The organism is Streptococcus sp. Z556 (genome assembly GCF_053010225.1).
On the sequence record NZ_JBRKNU010000001.1, the window covers coordinates 338,105 to 355,876 of the forward strand.

Below are 17,772 nucleotides of genomic sequence, written 5' to 3' on the forward strand. Positions count from 1 at the left end.
AGCTTCTTTCCAAATATGGAAGGAAGCTATTTTAGTGATTACTGGTTCGTTTTAGTTTCTGTATTTGTCGTATTTGACTGTGTACCGTTATCGCTTGTTTCTTTATTTGTAGCGGGTGTAGAAGAGTCCTGAGTTGTTGTTTTCTGTTCTTCTTTTTTCTCCTCTTTCTTGTTGGATTGAGAAGTTTCTTCTTGTGGGGTATTTTCTTTAGTAGAAGTGTTGTCCTTGTTAGGTGTAGTATTTTCCTGAGGGGATTCCTTTTGAATTTCCTTGACAACAGTTGTTTGGGTTGTCGTCGGTACTTTTTTGTTGTTTTTGTTATTATCCATGGCGTTCATGATGGTGATAGTAGCGGTAATCAGACCAAGGATACTACCGATGGTAGCAATCGTTTTTTGAAAGACAGTAAATCCTTTTTTAATGTGTTCAGTTTTTGATTTATTAGAAGTTCTACGATAATTAGACATGATACTCTCCTTTGATTATGATTTATTATACCTCATTTCTTTAAAAAAATCTTAAAAAAAGAGAAGATTCCCTTTCTTGTCGCAGGTCTCTTTTCGTGATACAATAGAAGGAGTGATTTTAGAAAGCGTGAGAAAACATGATCTACTTTGATAATTCGGCGACAACTAAGCCTTATCCTGAAGCACTTGAAACCTACATGCAGGTCGCTTCAAAAATTGTCGGAAATCCATCCAGTCTCCATCGTTTGGGAGACCAGGCAACACGAATTTTAGATGCTTCCCGGCAGCAAATTGCAGATTTGATTGGGAAGAAAAGTGATGAAATCTTCTTTACCTCTGGTGGAACAGAAGGGGATAACTGGGTTATCAAGGGTGTAGCCTTTGAAAAAGCCCAGTTTGGCAAGCACATCATCGTATCAGCTATTGAGCATCCAGCAGTCAAGGAGTCAGCACTCTGGCTGAAAAGTCAAGGTTTTGAGGTGGATATTGCCCCAGTTGATGAGAAAGGATTTGTAGATGTTAGGGTTCTAGCAAGTTTGATTCGACCTGATACGACCCTCGTTTCTATTATGGCAGTTAACAATGAAATCGGCTCTATCCAGCCTATTGAGGCTATCTCAGAACTTTTAGCTGATAAACCAACTATTTCCTTCCATGTGGATGCTGTCCAAGCTCTTGCTAAGATTCCAACTGAAAAGTATCTAACTGATCGAGTGGATTTTGCGACCTTCTCAAGTCATAAGTTTCATGGCGTCCGAGGTGTTGGCTTTGTCTATATCAAGTCTGGCAAGAAGATTACGCCTCTGTTGACTGGTGGTGGTCAAGAGGGGGACTATCGTTCGACAACTGAAAATGTTGCTGGAATTGCAGCGACAGCCAAGGCTCTTCGTTTGTCTATGGAAAAGTTAGCTATCTTTGCTAGTAAGACTGGGCAGATAAAGACAGTCATTCGCCAAGCCCTTCTGGACTATCCAGATATTTTCGTCTTTTCAGGTGAGGAAGATTTTGCCCCTCATATCCTGACTTTTGGGATTAAGGGGGTTCGTGGAGAAGTCATCGTTCACGCCTTTGAGGACTATGATATTTTCATTTCCACCACCTCTGCTTGTTCATCTAAGGCTGGGAAACCTGCAGGTACTTTGATTGCCATGGGAGTAGACAAGGATAAGGCCCAGTCAGCAGTACGTATCAGCCTAGACCTAGAAAATGATATGAGTCAGGTCGAGCAGTTCTTGACCAAGCTAAAATTAATTTACAATCAAACTAGAAAAGTAAGATAGGAGCATTTATGCAGTATTCAGAAATTATGATTCGCTATGGAGAATTGTCAACCAAGCACAAAAATCGTATGCGTTTCATCAATAAACTTCGTAATAATATTTCGGACGTTTTGTCCATCTATCCTCAAGTTAAGGTAACAGCAGACCGCGACCGTGCCCATGCTTACCTCAATGGAGCTGATTATACAGCAGTAGCAGAATCTCTCAAACAAGTATTTGGGATTCAAAACTTTTCTCCTGTGTATAAGGTTGAAAAGTCTGTGGAAGTTCTGAAATCTGCTGTCCAAGAGATTATGAAGGAAATCTACAAGGAAGGGATGACCTTTAAAATCACTAGCAAGCGTAGCGACCACAACTTCGAATTGGATAGTCGTGAACTCAATCAAACTCTTGGCGGTGCTGTTTTCGAAGCTATTCCAAACGTGCAAGCTCAGATGAAAAATCCAGATATTAATCTTCAGGTTGAGATTCGTGAGGAGGCTGCCTACCTATCCTATGAAACCTTTCGTGGAGCAGGAGGATTACCTGTGGGAAGTTCTGGTAAAGGCATGCTCATGTTGTCAGGTGGAATTGATTCACCTGTGGCAGGTTATCTAGCTCTCAAACGTGGGGTTGATATTGAAGCCGTTCACTTTGCCAGCCCACCATATACTAGTCCTGGTGCCCTTAAAAAAGCCCACGATTTGACTCGAAAATTGACCAAGTTTGGTGGCAATATCCAATTTATCGAAGTGCCTTTCACTGAGATTCAAGAAGAAATCAAGGCTAAGGCGCCAGAAGCCTACCTCATGACCTTGACCCGTCGTTTTATGATGCGCATTACCGACCGTATTCGTGAGGTAAGAAATGGATTAGTTATCATCAATGGGGAAAGTCTTGGTCAAGTAGCCAGCCAGACCTTGGAAAGCATGCAGACTATCAACGCTGTGACTAGCACTCCAATCATTCGTCCTGTGGTTACTATGGACAAGTTGGAAATCATTGATATTGCGCAGGAAATCGATACCTTTGAAATTTCAATCCAACCTTTTGAAGACTGCTGTACTATTTTTGCGCCTGACCGTCCTAAGACCAATCCTAAGATAGAGAATGCTGAGCAGTATGAAAAACGGATGGATGTTGAAGGTTTGGTTGAGCGAGCAGTGGCAGGTATTATGATCACTAAGATCACACCTCAAGCTGAAAAAGACGCTGTCGATGAGTTAATTGATAATCTACTCTAATCAGAAAATCCAGAAGAATTTAGAATATTAAATGAAAAAAGTTAGTTATTTATCCTTAAAATGGACAATTACTGACTTTTTTTCTATTTTTATGGTATAATGAGATAAAATTTTGAATATAGAGAGTTTTCTGACAATGAATCATTCCTACTTTTACTTAAAAATGAAAGAACACAAACTCAAGGTTCCTTATACTGGAAAAGAGCGTCGTGTGCGTGTGCTTCTGCCAAAGGACTACGAGAAAGACACAGACCGTTTTTACCCTGTTGTTTACTTTCATGATGGGCAAAATGTCTTTTACAGCAAGGAGTCTTATATCGGACACTCATGGAAGATCATTCCGGCTATTAAACGAAATCCTGACATCAGTCGCATGATTGTCGTTGCTATAGATAATGACGGCATGGGACGGATGAATGAGTATGCGGCTTGGAAATTTCAAGAATCTCCTATCCCAGGCCAGCAGTTTGGTGGTAAGGGTGTGGAGTATGCCGAGTTTATCATGGAAGTGGTCAAGCCTTTTATCGATGAAACCTATCGTACCAAAGCTGATCGCCAGCATACGGCTATGATTGGTTCGTCACTAGGAGGCAATATTACCCAGTTTATCGGACTAGAGTACCAAGACCGAATTGGTTGTCTAGGTGTCTTCTCATCTGCCAACTGGCTTCACCAAGAAGCCTTTAACCGCTATATCGAGCGCAAGAAATTGACGCCTGAACAGCGCATTTTCATCTATGTAGGGACAGAAGAAGCAGACGATACGGATAAGACCTTGATGGCTGGCAATATCAAGCAAGCCTATATCGACTCGTCGCTTCGTTATTATCATGATTTGATTGCAGGTGGAATACACTTGGATAATCTTGTTTTGAAAGTTCAGTCTGGTGCCATCCATAGTGAAATCCCTTGGTCGGAAAATTTACCAGACTGTCTTCGATTTTTTGCTGAGAAATGGTAAGTTAGGAAAGGAGAAAGCCAATGCATATTGAAAATCTCAGCCACTGGAGTGGTCACCTCAACCGTGAAATGTACCTCAACCGTTATGGATACGCTGGGATTCCAGTTGTGGTTTTTGCTTCATCTGGTGGCAGTCACAATGAATACTATGATTTTGGCATGATTGATGCCTGCGCTTCCTTTATCGAGGAGGGGCGTGTCCAGTTCTTTACCCTATCCAGTGTGGACAGCGAGAGCTGGTTGGCTACTTGGAAAAATGGTCATGACCAAGCAGAGATGCACCGTGCCTACGAACGCTATGTGATTGAGGAGGCCATTCCTTTTATCAAGCACAAGACAGGTTGGTTTGATGGCATGATGACAACAGGTTGCTCGATGGGGGCTTACCATGCACTCAATTTCTTCCTCCAGCATCCAGATGTCTTTACCAAGGTGATTGCCCTCAGTGGTGTTTATGACGCACGTTTCTTTGTCGGTGATTACTACAATGACGATGCTATTTACCAAAACTCGCCAGTAGATTATATCTGGAATCAAAACGACGGCTGGTTTATCGATCGTTACCGTCAGGCAGAAATCGTCGTCTGTACGGGTCTCGGTGCCTGGGAACAAGATGGTCTGCCATCTTTCTACAACCTCAAAGAAGCCTTTGACCAGAAACAAATTCCAGCCTGGTTTGCTGAATGGGGACACGATGTCGCCCACGACTGGGAATGGTGGCGTAAACAAATGCCCTATTTTCTTGGACACCTGTATCTATAAAAGGAGTTGCCTATGAATTACCTTGTTATTTCTCCCTACTATCCGCAAAACTTCCAACAGTTTACCATCGAGCTAGCCAATAAAGGCATCACCGTTTTGGGAATTGGTCAGGAGCCCTACGAACAACTTGATGAACCTTTGCGCAATAGCCTGACCGAGTATTTCCGTGTGGACAATCTTGAGAACATAGACGAAGTCAAACGTGCAGTAGCTTTTCTTTTCTACAAGCATGGCCCAATCGACCGCATCGAGTCCCACAATGAATACTGGCTTGAGCTAGACGCAACACTCAGAGAGCAATTCAATGTCTTTGGTGCCAAACCAGAGGATCTCAAAAAGACCAAGTTTAAGTCTGAGATGAAGAAACTTTTCAAAAAAGCAGGCGTTCCTGTGGTACCTGGTACTGTTATCCAGACGGAAGCAGATGTGGATAAAGCAGTGAAAGAAATCGGTCTACCAATGATTGCCAAACCTGATAACGGAGTGGGAGCAGCAGCAACCTTTAAGCTTGAGACAGAAGACGATATCCACCACTTCAAGCAAGAATGGGACCATTCAACCGTTTATTTCTTTGAAAAATTTGTCACTTCTAGCGAAATCTGTACCTTTGACGGGCTTGTGGACAAGGATGGCAACATCGTCTTTTCAACGACTTTCGATTATGCCCATACACCACTTGATCTCATGATTTATAAGATGGACAATTCCTACTATGTGCTTAAGGATATGGATCCCAAACTGCGCAAGTATGGTGAGGCCATTGTCAAAGAATTTGGAATGAGAGAACGCTTTTTCCATATCGAGTTTTTCCGTGACGGGGATGACTACATTGCCATTGAGTACAATAACCGTCCTGCAGGTGGCTTTACCATTGATGTTTATAACTTTGCTCACTCTTTGGACCTCTATCGTGGCTATGCGGCGATTGTCGCAGGAGAAGAGTTCCCAGCATCAGAGTTTGAACCTCAATACTGTCTAGCTACATCACGTCGTGCCAATGCAAACTATGTCTATTCAGAAGAAGACTTGCTTGCCAAGTATAGCCAACAATTCAAGGTCAAAAAAATCATGCCAGCAGCCTTTGCAGAGCTACAAGGGGACTTCCTTTATATGCTGACCACTCCGAGTCGCCAAGAGATGGAGCAGATGATTGCAGATTTTGGTCAACGTCACGAATAACGATTAGGACAAAAGGAGTTTGACTTCTTTTGTCCTTTTCCTAAAGATAAGTTAAATAAAGCGTTTTCCATAGATTCTTTTAGAAAAGATATTGCTAAAAGGCCTAAAAATTGATAGAATAAGGATTGTCTAAAAAAATTTAAGGAGAATCTATCAAATGGATTTTACATGGGCTATTAAATATGCCACAGAATTCTTGGGAACTGCTATTTTGATCATTCTTGGTAATGGTGCAGTTGCTAACGTTGAACTTAAAGGTACGAAAGGTCACCAAAGTGGCTGGCTCGTTATCGCGGTTGGTTACGGTATGGGGGTTATGATCCCAGCCTTGATGTTTGGTAATGTATCAGGAAACCACATCAACCCAGCTTTCACTCTTGGACTTGCAGTTAGTGGTCTTTTCTCTTGGGATCAAGTTCCATTTTACATCCTAGCACAAGTTTTGGGAGCAATCTTTGGTCAAGCTATGGTTGTAGCGACTCACCGTCCTTACTATTTGAAAACAGAAAATCCAAACAACATCTTGGGAACTTTCTCAACTATCTCAAGTTTGGACCATGGAACAAAAGAATCACGTTTTGCAGCTACTGTTAATGGTTTCCTAAATGAGTTTGTAGGTTCATTTGTTCTTTTCTTTGCAGCACTTGGTTTGACTAAAAACTTCTTTGGTGCTGAGGTTCTTCAATACATGAAACAAATGGCTACTCAAGCTGGACAAACTGTTGATTTAACTGAAATGGCAGTAAAAGCTCAAGTAGCTCCACACACAGCTGCTGGACTTTCAGTTGCGCACTTGGCCCTAGGTTTCCTAGTTATGGCTTTGGTAACTTCACTCGGTGGACCTTCTGGGCCTGGTTTGAACCCAGCTCGTGACTTTGGACCACGTCTTCTTCACGAACTCCTTCCAAAATCAGTTCTTGGTCAACACAAGGGTGATTCAAAATGGTGGTATGCATGGGTACCAGTTGTAGCTCCAATCGCAGCGGCTATTGCAGCAGTAGCAGTATTCAAACTACTTTATCTATAATAAAAGAAACTGGGGGAACCCAGTTTTTTGTTATAAAATTTTTAAATAAAATAGATATGGCTTGTAAAATATTCGAAAATCCTTTAAAATAAAAGAGTTGGAGGAATATATGAATGTGAATGAGATAGTTCGGATCATTCCGACTGTGAAAGTTAATAACCGAAAATTAAATGAAAAATTTTACATTGGAACTCTAGGGATGAAACCCTTGTTAGAAGAGTCTGCCTTTCTCTCCTTGGGAGATCAGACAGGTACTGAAAGATTGATTTTAGAAGAAGCTCCGAGCATGCGAACACGCAGAGTTGAAGGGCTTAAGAAGCTAGCTAGACTCTTGATAAAGGTTGAGAATCCTTCTGAAATCGAGGGCATTCTTTCTCAAATGAATTCTCTTCCTCGCCTATTTAAAGGAAGCTGTGGTTATGCTTTTGAGATTGTTTCACCTGAACAGGATGTGATCCTTGTTCATGCGGAAAATGACGTAAGAGATCTGGTTCCACTGGAAACTATTCCTGAATTTTATTCAAATACAAGTATAAAATACGTGAGCCAATTTGAGGTTTCTATGGAGTTGCGTTTACCTAAAGGTACAGAGAGTTTACTTGATCCTGAAGGAGTAGCACCAGCAATCACCTTTACGAAAGGGCAAGGACCAGATTTGGCTGTTGAAAACAATGTCACATGGGATTTGACGATGTTAAAATTTTTAGTCAAGAATTTTGATCTAACCAGTCTTCGTCAGAAATTTGAAAATACAGACTACTTTGTCCCTAAGTCTGAAAAATTCTTCCTTGGTAAAGATACCAATAACATTGAATTGTGGTTTGAAGAAGCATGAAGTGGGAAAAAATTCTAAGAAAAATAGAAAATCAAATCGAGGCAGGGATTTATCCCGGGGCCTCTTTTGCGTATTATAAGGATGGTGAATGGAAAGAGTCTTATCTAGGATTGAGTGATCCAGAACGAGACTTGAAGACAGAAACCGGTTTGGTTTATGATTTGGCAAGTGTGAGTAAAGTCGTGGGAGTGGGGACGGTTCTTATCTTCTTGTGGCAGCAGGGCAAATTAGATATTGAGCGACTGGTGACGGATTTTTTACCGAAGTGTGATTATCCAGATATTACTATACGGCAGCTTCTGACCCATGCCACAGACTTGGACCCCTTTATTCCCAATCGAGACAAGTTAAGTGCAGAGGAATTAAGAGAAGCCATGTTTCACCTCAACAGACGAAATCAGCCAGCCTTCCTATACTCGGACGTTCACTTTTTACTCTTGGGTTTTCTTTTGGAAAAAATCTTTGATCAAGATTTGGATCAGATTATAGAAGAACAAGTTTGGACCCCATGGGGGATGAAGGAAACGATGTTTGGTCCCGTTGAGGTTGCTGTACCAACAGTGAGAGGAGCGGAGGCCGGAATCATTCACGATCCCAAAGCCCGTCTATTAGGGAAGCACGCTGGAAGTGCTGGTTTGTTTTCGACTGTTAAGGATTTGCAGATCTTTCTGGAACATTACTTGAAAGATGATTTTGCAGCAGAATTGAGCCAAAATTTTTCTCCCTTAGAGGATAAGGAGCGTTCCCTATCTTGGAATCTGGAAGGAGCCTGGCTGGACCATACGGGCTATACAGGTACCTTCATCATGTGGAATCGAAAGAAACAGGAAGCAGCCATCTTTTTATCCAATCGAACGTATGAGAAGGATGAACGTGCTCAGTGGATAGTCGATCGAAACCAAGTCATGGAAATGATTCGCCAAGAAGAGTAGGGGGAAGAATGTCAAAGACCGTAAAAGGAACTCTATTTACAGTAGTTGCAGGGATTGCTTGGGGCTTGTCTGGAACCAGTGGCCAATACCTGATGGCACACGTGATTTCCGCTCTAGTCTTGACCAATCTGCGGCTCATTATTGCAGGCTTGGCACTGGTGTTCTTATCCTACGTGACTGCAAAGGATAAACTCTATGCTTTTTTAAAAGACAGAAAAAGTCTGCTATCTCTGTTGCTATTTGCAGTGTTCGGGCTTTTCTTAAACCAGTTTGCCTATCTTTCTGCCATTCAGGAAACCAATGCTGGAACGGCGACAGTTCTCCAGTATGTATGCCCCGTTGGGATCTTGGTTTATACCTGTATCAAGGACAAGGTGGCGCCTACTCTGGCTGAGATTATTTCGATTGGTTTAGCAATTGGAGGAACGTTTCTTATCGCGACGCATGGGAAAGTCGACCAGTTGTCTGTCACACCCCTAGGTCTGTTCTGGGGCCTCTTTTCAGCCTTGACCTATGCCCTCTATATTATCCTTCCCATTGCTTTGATTAAGAAGTGGGGCAGTATTTTGGTGATTGGTGTCGGGATGGTTATTTCTGGTGTAGTGGCTATTCCCTTCACAGGAGTCTTACAGGCCAGCATACCGACTAGTCTAGATTTTCTCTTTGCATTTGCTGGCATTATCATCATCGGAACGGTCTTTGCCTATACAGCTTTCCTAAAAGGAGCTAGTCTGATAGGCCCTGTTAAGTCTAGTTTATTGGCTTCCATAGAGCCAATTTCTGCCGTTTTCTTTGCCTTTCTGATTATGAAGGAACAGTTTTATGCGATTGATTTTGTCGGTATGGCCATGATTTTACTAGCCGTGACCATTATTTCATTGAAAGATTTACTGTTGGAAATAAAGAGTAAGTAATAAAAAAATCCACTCAATCGAGTGGATTTTGTGTGTATAGATGATTAGTCTTTATTTTCGTGTGGCAAAATCAAGTTTAAGATGATTCCTGTCATGGCTGATAGAGCAGTACCTGAAAGTGTAACTGGGCCAAGTTTGAGGATGGCTCCACCAAGTCCAAGTACCAACATGGCACTAGCAATGATGAGATTACGCATTTGACTGAAGTCAACGCGCTCTTTAATCAAAACTTTCAGACCGTTGCTGGCGATAACTCCGTAGAGAAGGATGGACATACCACCAAGCACAGCATTTGGAATGGTTGAAATCAAGGCAGTGAATTTACCTAGGAAGCTAAGAGCAATGGCGATAAATGCAGCGTTTCGGATAACGGAAACAGAAGCGATACGGGTCATACCGATAACTCCAGTGTTCTCACCGTAGGTAGTATTGGCTGGTCCACCGAGGAAGGCAGATACAGATGTCGCGATACCGTCACCAAGAAGCGTACGGTGAAGTCCTGGTTCTTTCAAGAACTGACGGCCACAGATTTGGCTCAAAACTGTGTGGTCTCCAATGTGTTCAGAGATGGTTACGATAGCGATAGGCAAGATAGCGATTGTTTCAGGACCGAAGTATAAGTTGTACTCTTTAAAGGCTCCACCAGTGCTAAATGGCAAGTAGAAACTAGGGATTTCAAACCAGTTGGCTTGAAGGACTGGGGTGAAGTCCACAAGACCAAGAAGAACTGCGAAGATGTATCCACCGATAATGGCAAAGAGGAAAGGAATGATACGAAGGAACCCTTTTCCTTTTGTATTGATGAAGGCAGCAATGAGGAAGGTTACGACAGCTACAAGGGCATTTTTCCAGTTTCCATCAGCTACAAGACCAGCATTGGTAACGGCTGAGCCTGCAAGACCAAGACCGATAACGATAATCATAGGTCCGATAACGATAGGAGGCAAGAGTTTGTCAATCCATTTCGTACCAGCAAAGCGAACACTTGTTGCGACAATGACATAAATCAAACCAGTTAGAATAACCCCTGTTTGAGCAGCAGAGACGTCGCCACCCATTTCTTTCATAGCAAGGGACATGGCTGTGATAAAGGCGAAGGATGATCCAAGATAGACTGGAACTTTAAAGCCAGTTGAAACCATATAAATCAGGGTTCCGACACCAGATGCAAAGAGGGCAACGGATACAGGCATTCCCAAAATCAAAGGAACTAGGATGGTCGCTCCAAACATAGCAAAAACGTGCTGGAAGCTGAGGAGGATACCTTTCCCAGCTGAAGGACGTTGATCAACGTCTAGTAACAAATCAACAGTTGATTCTTGTTTCATATAAACCTCACTTTTGGGCATCAAAAAAGAGCCCATTATTTTACAGCAACAGGCTCTCAGAGTAAGACTTCTTTAAAAAGAGGGGTATCTCATTAAAGAATTTCATATATTTCTGCGTCTTCGTCACCTCACGGGATGACATTAAAAACCTTTGCTTGTGATAGTATAGCAGAAAAAAATGATTTTGTAAATCATTTTTTCCCGAGCCAAGAAATAAAAAAGCGAGGCGAACTTTGTAAACATTTTTTTACTAAAAAAATTAAAGCGGGCGTTTATTGGGCATGCCAGCCTTACGTGGATATTTGTTTGGGGTTTCTTTTTTCTTTTCTACCACAGTGATGTATCGTGGATCTCCATTTGGTAGGGCGTAGCTGAGATTATCCTCAACCTTGCTAAAGAGGAGATTGAGGGCATTCTTGGCTTCTAGTAATTCTTCGGGGGCATTGCTGGCCTTGAGAGCCAGTAGTTTTCCACCAACTTTAAGGTAGGGAATGGTCAATTCAGATAAGACTTGCATACGGGCAACAGCACGAGCCGTCACCATATCAAACTGAGCACGAAAGTTCTTGTCTTGAGCAAAGTCTTCTGCACGTCCATGATAGAAGTGAACTCCGTCCAAATTCAGCTCTTGGGCCAATAGTTGGAGGAAGTTGATGCGTTTATTTAGCGAATCAATGATGGTTACATCTAACTGAGGATAGAGGATTTTCATAGGAAGACTAGGAAATCCTGCCCCAGCCCCGATATCAAGAAGTTTGATAGTTTCATTTGAAATCAAGCCTTGTAGGATGGGTGCAATAGAATCATAAAAGTGTTTGAGGTAGACTTCTTCTTTGTCTGTAATAGCGGTCAGGTTAATCTTTTCATTCCACTCGACCAAGAGTTCAAAATAGCGTTCAAATTGGTTCTTTTGCTGGTCAGAAAGTGGAAGATTTTGCTCGACGAGCAAGCTGTAAAATGTTTCTGGTTTCATAGTCGTTTCCTTCTCTAGTATCATCTTATTTTACCATATTCATTAAAATTTTGATATACTGGTAGTAATCTAAAAGCAGAAAGGAATAAGATTATGACTTGGATTATTCTTGGAGTTTTGGCTCTGATTGTTATTTTTGTGATTGTTAGCTATAACGGTTTGGTGAAAAATCGTATGCAGACCAAGGAGGCTTGGAGCCAGATAGATGTTCAGTTGAAGCGTCGTAATGATCTCCTCCCAAACTTGATTGAAACAGTCAAAGGCTATGCCAAATATGAAGGTTCTACCTTGGAAAAGGTGACAGAACTTCGTAGACAAGTAGCCGCAGCAACTTCACCAGCTGAAGCGATGAAGGCCAGTGATGCCCTTACCCGCCAGATTTCTGGTATCTTTGCAGTAGCAGAGAATTACCCAGACTTGAAAGCTAGTGCTAACTTTATCAAATTGCAAGAAGAGTTGACCAATACAGAAAATAAAATTTCTTACTCACGCCAACTCTACAACAGTGTTGTCAGCAACTACAATGTAAAACTTGAAAGCTTCCCAAGTAACATCATCGCAGGACTATTTGGATTTAAAGCTGCAGACTTCCTTCAAACACCTGAAGAGGAAAAGGCAGTTCCTAAAGTTGACTTTAGCGGTTTAGGTGACTAAGATGTTGTTTGATCAAATTTCGAGTAATAAACGAAAAACTTGGATTTTATTGCTGGTTTTCTTCCTACTCTTGACCTTGGTTGGTTATGCGGTTGGTTATCTCTTCATGCGCTCAGGTCTTGGGGGTATGATCATAGCCCTAATCATCGGTTTTGTCTATGCCTTGACCATGATCTTTCAATCAACAGAGATTGTCATGTCTATGAATGGGGCGCGTGAGGTTGATGAGCAAACAGCACCAGACCTCTACCATGTAGTGGAAGATATGGCCATGGTTGCTCAGATTCCCATGCCACGTGTTTTCATCATTGAGGATTCTTCTTTAAATGCCTTTGCAACAGGTTCCAACCCGCAGAATGCGGCTGTTGCGGCCACTTCGGGTCTCCTAGCCATCATGAATCGTGAGGAGCTAGAAGCGGTCATGGGGCATGAAGTCAGTCACATTCGGAACTACGATATCCGCATTTCGACCATTGCTGTCGCCCTTGCTAGTGCTATTACCATGCTATCTAGTATGGCTGGTCGGATGATGTGGTGGGGTGGCGCAGGCCGCAGACGGAGTGATAATGATCGTGATGGAAATGGTCTAGAGATTATCATGCTTGTTATCTCTCTCTTAGCCATTGTTCTAGCACCCCTCGCAGCAACCTTGGTACAACTAGCTATCTCTCGTCAGCGAGAATTTCTAGCGGATGCATCCAGTGTGGAGCTGACCCGCAATCCTCAAGGGATGATCAATGCCTTGCGCAAGTTGGACAATAGCGAGCCAATGCATCACCATGTCGACGATGCTAGCAGCGCTCTTTATATCAATGATCCCAAGAAAGCTGGCGGACTACAAAAACTATTTTACACCCACCCACCTATCTCAGAACGAATCGAACGCTTGAAACACATGTAAAAAAATCCAGAGAAACCTCTCTGGATTTTTGCTATGTTCAACATTTATAAATCTTGTAAATCGACGACTTCCAAACCATTTTCTGTTAAACGATAGATACTCGTACAGACCTCTTTTAAGAAGCGTCTGTCATGCGAAACAGTGATCAGACCGCCGGGATAGGAGGTAAAGAGTTTTCTGATTTCAGGTTGAGAAGTGGGAGAAAAGTTTCGTGTAGGCTCATCCAGAAGGAGAAAGTTTGGTTTGCGCAACACTAAATCCAAAAGTAGGAGTTTGCCTTGTTGACCACCAGATAGGGAGTGGATTTGGTGGTGCATCTCTGGATAGTTGAAATTGAGACTGGCTAGGTGAGATTGGATTTTCTGTAGTTCCTCTTTTTGTCCAGTTTGGCTGAGGTAGGCTACTGGAGATAAATCCAATTGCAGTTTTTTATGGTAATCTTGTGGCATAAAACCAAGCGAAATCTCTCTTTTGGTGCTGAGCAGTTGTTGCAACTTGGCTAACAGAGTTGATTTCCCAACACCATTTGGCCCGATGATACCGATTTTATCTTGGCCACGAACAGTTAGTTGTAACTCCTGAGCTAAAATGCGCTTGCCAATGGATAAATTTTCTTTTTCCAGTTGGATTAAGACTTTAGAAGCCGGTAATGGTTGGATGTCTGAAAAGAAAAGTTGGATTTGTTCCTCTTCAAGTGGCTTTTGTGTCATTAACTGAGCTGCTTTTTCGTAGCGTTTTTCTTGAGAGAGAACAGTTTTCATCTTTTTAGCCAATAGGCGACCAGCAGTACTGTCTTTGGTAGCTCGAAGTACAGTTTCTACATTTTGCTTGACGCGGCGATGTTTTTCCATGGTTTTGTCATAGGCTCTCTGGTCGTTAGCAGCTTGCTGACTTTGTCTGGCAAAATTAGCCTTTCTCTGCTCACTATAGCGATTATAGTCTAAATGCTCGACTAGCGTTTCCGCTTCTTTCCGATGCTTGACTAGTCGCAAGTGGACAATAGTATCTGCCGTTTGAGAAAGAAAGTCTTCATCATGGGAAATGAAAATAACAGTTTGTCTAATTTTTCGAATCTGCCTTTTTAGCCAATCAACCGTTTCAAGGTCTAGGTCATTTGAAGGTTCATCCAAAAATAGAATCTCAAAGGGTTTTGCTAACTCATGTATGAGCTGAATTTTCAAAGCTTCGCCCCCTGATAGACTGCCAATTTCTTGGTCGCTAGCAAAACGGTCGCTATCAAAGTGCAACTCCTCCGCCAAACGATAAAGAATGCTGTAGTCTAAATCAGCAGAATCCAAAAAGAAGTAGTCATGTAGAGTCCTATTTTTCAGGAACTCGGGGAGTTTTTGAGGAATGTAGACCAGTGATTGAAGGTCAGACTGGATGTCGCCCTTGATAGTAAAATCAGATAATGCTTCCCCCGTTAAAGCTCGTAGTAAAGTCGATTTACCATTTCCTTCTTCACCAATAATAGCAACCTTTTCCCCGTCTTGGATGGTCATGCTTAGGTCAGATACAAGATCTCGTAGATCTTTGTTTTGCGTGATGGTTAGATGATTGATTTTTATCATATTGTTGCCCTTTCTAGAATGTCGATAGTGCATAATAAAAAGCTCTACTTTATCTAGTAGAGCCCAAAGTCACTGTCAAAACTCTATTATCCTCGTTGAAAAGCTCGTCAAACTAGCTTGGAGCTGCCTAACCCAACCCAAGAGGAGCATAGCTTTCTAGTTTTTTGATTTTCAATGGGGACAATATACTAGAAAATCTAGTATAAAAAGAGCATGCAAAAAGAGACAAAAACAAGATCTACTAAATAAAGGTTCTTTATTTGATAGATTAGTTGTTCATGTCTCCCTTACCTCCGAGTATTAATACCTCTATCCTATACCTTTCAGGAAATTTTGTCAATAGAAAACAAGTAATTTCAAGCTCTAAAATCCGAAAACAGGCCCATAGAGAGTTAGCACGTGTTTGACATGTTCGTAGTGGAACTTGTCATAGTTGCGCCAAGCAGTACGAGCTTGATCGTTTAGTTTTAGGCTCCCTAGTCCAATCAGCAGACTAGTACATTGGTAAAATTTCTCAAGGTCGATTAAGATACTGTTGTCTAGGTTTTCTGCTTTTTTTAGTTCTTTAAGAGTGGTGTTCAGTAGCTCTTGCAGTCGAAGATCATCGGCTGTACCTTGTTTGCAACTTTGGTAGCTTTTATTTAACTCGGAAAGGAGTTGGTAAGCTTCAGTGATGAGTGCTTTGTCTTCCATATGAGCATCCTCCTTGCTCTGATCTATTCTTGCCTATAGTATAGCACTAATAGGAAGGTTTGTCATAGTAAATATGTTAAAAAATGAGATTTTAATATCAAAGTTTGGGAGGCTGACTTATAGCCTTTTCATGGTATAATCAAGTGAGTACATCTTTATGGAGGAAATATGAAGTTAAACATTCAAGAAATTCGTAAGCAACCTGAAGGCCTGCATTTTGAACAAGCTTTAGACCTGGCAGCAGACTTGCGTAAACGGAACCAAGAGATTTTAGATGTCAAAGATATCCTTGCAGTGGGGAAGGTACAGTACGAAGACCGTCTGTATTTCTTAGACTATCAGTTGTCATATACCATTGTCCTTGCTTCCAGCCGCAGTATGGAGCCAGTTGAGCTGGCTGAGTCTTATCCAGTCACAGAGGTCTTCATGGAAGGAGCGACCAACCAACTGGACCAGGAGGTTCTTGATGATGACTTGGTCTTGCCTATCGAAAATGGGGAAATCGACCTTGCTGAGAGCGTAGCAGATAATATCTTGCTCAATATCCCAATCAAGGTCTTGACGGCAGAAGAAGAGGCGGGCCAAGGTTTTGTGTCAGGAAATGACTGGCAAATCATGACTGAAGACGAATATCAAGCTCAACAAGCAGTCAAGAAAGAAGAAAACAGTCCATTTGCTGGCTTGCAAGGACTGTTTGATGGAGACGAGTAGATGGTTTTATCCAAGAAACGTGCCCGTCATGTCATTGAGGAAATAATTGCCCTCTTTCCAGATGCTAAGCCTAGTCTTGATTTTCGCAATCATTTTGAACTACTGGTTGCAGTGATGTTGTCAGCTCAGACGACAGATGCAGCGGTAAATAAGGCCACGCCAGGTCTCTTTGCTGCTTTTCCAACGCCACAAGCCATGTCTGTAGCGACAGAGAGTGAAATTGCTTCACACATTTCTCGCCTGGGACTGTATCGAAATAAGGCCAAATTCCTTAAAAAATGTGCCCAACAGTTACTAGACGATTTTGACGGTCAAGTGCCTCAGACTCGAGAGGAATTAGAAAGTCTAGCGGGTGTTGGTCGTAAAACAGCTAATGTCGTCATGAGTGTGGGGTTTGGAATTCCTGCTTTTGCAGTGGACACTCATGTGGAGCGTATCTGTAAGCATCACGATATCGTTAAAAAATCAGCTACGCCACTTGAAGTAGAAAAACGTGTTATGGATGTCTTGCCACCAGAAGAGTGGTTAGCAGCTCACCAGGCCATGATTTACTTTGGACGAGCTATCTGTCATCCAAAAAATCCAGAATGCGATCACTATCCTCAATTATATGATTTTAGTTCGTTATAAGTGAAAATAATGAATTTTTTTACTTGATTTGAACGGGTCTTTGTGATATAGTAATGACAATAAAATATTCCTTTAAACCTGTCCCGTGAGGCAGACAAGGAGCTGGATTAAGTAGAAGGGTGAAGTCTATACTGTTTGCGGTAGGGCTCGCTTGGCTATACATTCTGAAGTCTCCTTGTTAAGGAGACTTTTCTTTTTGGAGGTTTGTCATGAAGGCAAAAGAAGTTGTAGACGAATTGACCGTCAAACGCGCGATTACTCGAATCACTTACGAGATTATTGAGCGAAACAAAGATTTGAACAAAATCGTTTTGGCTGGTATTAAAACGCGAGGTGTCTTTATTGCTCGCCGTATCCAAGAACGCTTGGAACAGTTAGAATCTCTTTCAGTTCCAGTAGTAGAGCTGGACACCAAACCTTTCCGTGACGATGTTAAAAGTGGTGAAGATACTTCTTTAATCTCTGTTGATGTGACAGACCGGGAAGTCATCTTGGTGGACGATGTGCTCTATACAGGTCGTACCATTCGTGCAGCTATTGACAACGTCGTCAGCCATGGTCGCCCTGCTCGTGTGAGTTTAGCAGTTCTAGTGGATCGCGGACATAGAGAACTTCCAATCCGTCCAGACTATGTTGGGAAAAATATTCCAACTAGTCGCTCTGAAGAGATCATCGTAGAGATGGCAGAACTAGATGGACAAGATAGAGTTCTTATTACCGAAGAAGCCTAGA

At 42.1% G+C, this 17,772-nt stretch carries 19 protein-coding genes; 14 read left to right on the top strand and 5 right to left on the bottom strand.

The window, feature by feature from the left end; translation table 11 throughout:
* Nucleotides 1–38 precede the first annotated feature (38 nt).
* Entirely contained in the window at nucleotides 39–467 is a 429-nt protein-coding gene (locus ACVC7S_RS01620) for a DUF6556 family protein (RefSeq protein WP_447265939.1), read from the bottom strand.
* 137 nt (nucleotides 468–604) lie between these two features.
* Between ACVC7S_RS01620 and ACVC7S_RS01625 the strand changes: the two genes are divergently transcribed.
* The 9 genes from ACVC7S_RS01625 (at nucleotide 605) to ACVC7S_RS01665 (ending at nucleotide 9,579) form a co-directional block, all read left to right on the top strand.
* Complete coding sequence (locus ACVC7S_RS01625) at nucleotides 605–1,747, top strand: cysteine desulfurase family protein (protein WP_447265940.1); 1,143 nt, start codon at nucleotides 605–607, stop codon at nucleotides 1,745–1,747.
* An 8-nt stretch (nucleotides 1,748–1,755) separates the two neighbouring features.
* The gene (thiI, locus tag ACVC7S_RS01630) at nucleotides 1,756–2,970 is read left to right on the top strand and encodes a tRNA uracil 4-sulfurtransferase ThiI (RefSeq protein WP_001200094.1); all 1,215 of its coding nucleotides are present in this window, start codon (nucleotides 1,756–1,758) and stop codon (nucleotides 2,968–2,970) included.
* 136 nt (nucleotides 2,971–3,106) lie between these two features.
* The gene (locus tag ACVC7S_RS01635) at nucleotides 3,107–3,931 is read left to right on the top strand and encodes an alpha/beta hydrolase (RefSeq protein WP_447265941.1); all 825 of its coding nucleotides are present in this window, start codon (nucleotides 3,107–3,109) and stop codon (nucleotides 3,929–3,931) included.
* 20 nt (nucleotides 3,932–3,951) lie between these two features.
* Nucleotides 3,952–4,692 (top strand): esterase family protein, encoded by a 741-nt coding sequence (locus ACVC7S_RS01640; RefSeq protein WP_447265942.1) that lies wholly within the window; start codon nucleotides 3,952–3,954, stop codon nucleotides 4,690–4,692.
* 12 nt (nucleotides 4,693–4,704) lie between these two features.
* Nucleotides 4,705–5,871, top strand: a complete 1,167-nt coding sequence (locus ACVC7S_RS01645; RefSeq protein ID WP_447265943.1) for an ATP-grasp domain-containing protein — start codon at nucleotides 4,705–4,707, stop codon at nucleotides 5,869–5,871.
* Nucleotides 5,872–6,028: 157 nt separating this feature from the next.
* On the top strand, nucleotides 6,029–6,898 hold the full coding sequence (gene gla, locus ACVC7S_RS01650; protein WP_447265944.1) for an aquaglyceroporin Gla: 870 nt from the start codon (nucleotides 6,029–6,031) through the stop codon (nucleotides 6,896–6,898).
* Between the two features lie 109 nt (nucleotides 6,899–7,007).
* The gene (locus ACVC7S_RS01655) at nucleotides 7,008–7,733 is read left to right on the top strand and encodes a CppA N-terminal domain-containing protein (RefSeq protein WP_447265945.1); all 726 of its coding nucleotides are present in this window, start codon (nucleotides 7,008–7,010) and stop codon (nucleotides 7,731–7,733) included.
* Entirely contained in the window at nucleotides 7,730–8,665 is a 936-nt protein-coding gene (locus tag ACVC7S_RS01660; RefSeq protein WP_447265946.1) for a serine hydrolase domain-containing protein, read from the top strand. The genes ACVC7S_RS01655 and ACVC7S_RS01660 overlap by 4 nt, the downstream gene beginning before the upstream one ends.
* Nucleotides 8,666–8,673: 8 nt before the next feature.
* The gene (locus ACVC7S_RS01665) at nucleotides 8,674–9,579 is read left to right on the top strand and encodes a DMT family transporter (protein WP_447265947.1); all 906 of its coding nucleotides are present in this window, start codon (nucleotides 8,674–8,676) and stop codon (nucleotides 9,577–9,579) included.
* A gap of 44 nt (nucleotides 9,580–9,623) precedes the next feature.
* On the opposite strand, the gene ACVC7S_RS01670 is transcribed toward ACVC7S_RS01665, so the two are convergent.
* The gene (locus ACVC7S_RS01670; RefSeq protein ID WP_447265948.1) at nucleotides 9,624–10,907 is read right to left on the bottom strand and encodes a uracil-xanthine permease family protein; all 1,284 of its coding nucleotides are present in this window, start codon (nucleotides 10,905–10,907) and stop codon (nucleotides 9,624–9,626) included.
* A 259-nt stretch (nucleotides 10,908–11,166) separates the two neighbouring features.
* Entirely contained in the window at nucleotides 11,167–11,880 is a 714-nt protein-coding gene (gene rsmG, locus ACVC7S_RS01675; protein ID WP_000801958.1) for a 16S rRNA (guanine(527)-N(7))-methyltransferase RsmG, read from the bottom strand.
* A gap of 93 nt (nucleotides 11,881–11,973) precedes the next feature.
* On the opposite strand from rsmG, the gene ACVC7S_RS01680 reads away from it, so the two are divergent.
* Together ACVC7S_RS01680 and htpX are read left to right on the top strand one after the other, a co-directional pair.
* The gene (locus tag ACVC7S_RS01680; RefSeq protein WP_000219838.1) at nucleotides 11,974–12,534 is read left to right on the top strand and encodes a LemA family protein; all 561 of its coding nucleotides are present in this window, start codon (nucleotides 11,974–11,976) and stop codon (nucleotides 12,532–12,534) included.
* A 1-nt stretch (nucleotide 12,535) separates the two neighbouring features.
* Nucleotides 12,536–13,435 (top strand): zinc metalloprotease HtpX, encoded by a 900-nt coding sequence (gene htpX, locus ACVC7S_RS01685; protein ID WP_447265949.1) that lies wholly within the window; start codon nucleotides 12,536–12,538, stop codon nucleotides 13,433–13,435.
* A gap of 44 nt (nucleotides 13,436–13,479) precedes the next feature.
* Here the strand turns inward: htpX and ACVC7S_RS01690 are convergent, their stop codons facing one another.
* Entirely contained in the window at nucleotides 13,480–15,039 is a 1,560-nt protein-coding gene (locus ACVC7S_RS01690) for an ATP-binding cassette domain-containing protein (protein ID WP_447265950.1), read from the bottom strand.
* A 330-nt stretch (nucleotides 15,040–15,369) separates the two neighbouring features.
* A complete protein-coding gene (locus ACVC7S_RS01695; protein WP_447265951.1) occupies nucleotides 15,370–15,699 on the bottom strand; it encodes a helicase BlpT in 330 nt (109 codons plus the stop codon).
* 168 nt (nucleotides 15,700–15,867) lie between these two features.
* On the opposite strand from ACVC7S_RS01695, the gene ACVC7S_RS01700 reads away from it, so the two are divergent.
* The 3 genes from ACVC7S_RS01700 (at nucleotide 15,868) to pyrR (ending at nucleotide 17,771) form a co-directional block, all read left to right on the top strand.
* Nucleotides 15,868–16,410: a YceD family protein gene (locus ACVC7S_RS01700; RefSeq protein WP_000773190.1), complete on the top strand. Its 543-nt coding sequence runs from the start codon at nucleotides 15,868–15,870 to the stop codon at nucleotides 16,408–16,410.
* Nucleotides 16,411–17,040 carry an endonuclease III gene (gene nth / locus ACVC7S_RS01705; protein ID WP_447265952.1) on the top strand — a complete coding sequence of 210 codons (630 nt, stop codon included), beginning with the start codon at nucleotides 16,411–16,413 and terminating at the stop codon, nucleotides 17,038–17,040.
* Between the two features lie 209 nt (nucleotides 17,041–17,249).
* On the top strand, nucleotides 17,250–17,771 hold the full coding sequence (gene pyrR, locus ACVC7S_RS01710; RefSeq protein WP_000644748.1) for a bifunctional pyr operon transcriptional regulator/uracil phosphoribosyltransferase PyrR: 522 nt from the start codon (nucleotides 17,250–17,252) through the stop codon (nucleotides 17,769–17,771).
* Nucleotide 17,772: the final 1 nt, after the last annotated feature.

Excerpts from the sequence above, each read along its gene's own strand:
- ACVC7S_RS01690 (WP_447265950.1), bottom strand. The coding sequence starts at position 15,039 with ATGCACTATCGACATTCTAGAAAGGGCAACAATATGATAAAAATCAAT.
- ACVC7S_RS01625 (WP_447265940.1), top strand. The coding sequence starts at position 605 with ATGATCTACTTTGATAATTCGGCGACAACTAAGCCTTATCCTGAAGCA.
- thiI (WP_001200094.1), top strand. The coding sequence starts at position 1,756 with ATGCAGTATTCAGAAATTATGATTCGCTATGGAGAATTGTCAACCAAG.
- pyrR (WP_000644748.1), top strand. The coding sequence starts at position 17,250 with ATGAAGGCAAAAGAAGTTGTAGACGAATTGACCGTCAAACGCGCGATT.
- ACVC7S_RS01635 (WP_447265941.1), top strand. The coding sequence starts at position 3,107 with ATGAATCATTCCTACTTTTACTTAAAAATGAAAGAACACAAACTCAAG.
- htpX (WP_447265949.1), top strand. The coding sequence starts at position 12,536 with ATGTTGTTTGATCAAATTTCGAGTAATAAACGAAAAACTTGGATTTTA.
- gla (WP_447265944.1), top strand. The coding sequence starts at position 6,029 with ATGGATTTTACATGGGCTATTAAATATGCCACAGAATTCTTGGGAACT.
- ACVC7S_RS01700 (WP_000773190.1), top strand. The coding sequence starts at position 15,868 with ATGAAGTTAAACATTCAAGAAATTCGTAAGCAACCTGAAGGCCTGCAT.
- ACVC7S_RS01665 (WP_447265947.1), top strand. The coding sequence starts at position 8,674 with ATGTCAAAGACCGTAAAAGGAACTCTATTTACAGTAGTTGCAGGGATT.
- nth (WP_447265952.1), top strand. The coding sequence starts at position 16,411 with ATGGTTTTATCCAAGAAACGTGCCCGTCATGTCATTGAGGAAATAATT.
- ACVC7S_RS01645 (WP_447265943.1), top strand. The coding sequence starts at position 4,705 with ATGAATTACCTTGTTATTTCTCCCTACTATCCGCAAAACTTCCAACAG.
- ACVC7S_RS01695 (WP_447265951.1), bottom strand. The coding sequence starts at position 15,699 with ATGGAAGACAAAGCACTCATCACTGAAGCTTACCAACTCCTTTCCGAG.
- ACVC7S_RS01655 (WP_447265945.1), top strand. The coding sequence starts at position 7,008 with ATGAATGTGAATGAGATAGTTCGGATCATTCCGACTGTGAAAGTTAAT.
- ACVC7S_RS01670 (WP_447265948.1), bottom strand. The coding sequence starts at position 10,907 with ATGAAACAAGAATCAACTGTTGATTTGTTACTAGACGTTGATCAACGT.
- ACVC7S_RS01620 (WP_447265939.1), bottom strand. The coding sequence starts at position 467 with ATGTCTAATTATCGTAGAACTTCTAATAAATCAAAAACTGAACACATT.
- ACVC7S_RS01660 (WP_447265946.1), top strand. The coding sequence starts at position 7,730 with ATGAAGTGGGAAAAAATTCTAAGAAAAATAGAAAATCAAATCGAGGCA.
- rsmG (WP_000801958.1), bottom strand. The coding sequence starts at position 11,880 with ATGAAACCAGAAACATTTTACAGCTTGCTCGTCGAGCAAAATCTTCCA.
- ACVC7S_RS01640 (WP_447265942.1), top strand. The coding sequence starts at position 3,952 with ATGCATATTGAAAATCTCAGCCACTGGAGTGGTCACCTCAACCGTGAA.
- ACVC7S_RS01680 (WP_000219838.1), top strand. The coding sequence starts at position 11,974 with ATGACTTGGATTATTCTTGGAGTTTTGGCTCTGATTGTTATTTTTGTG.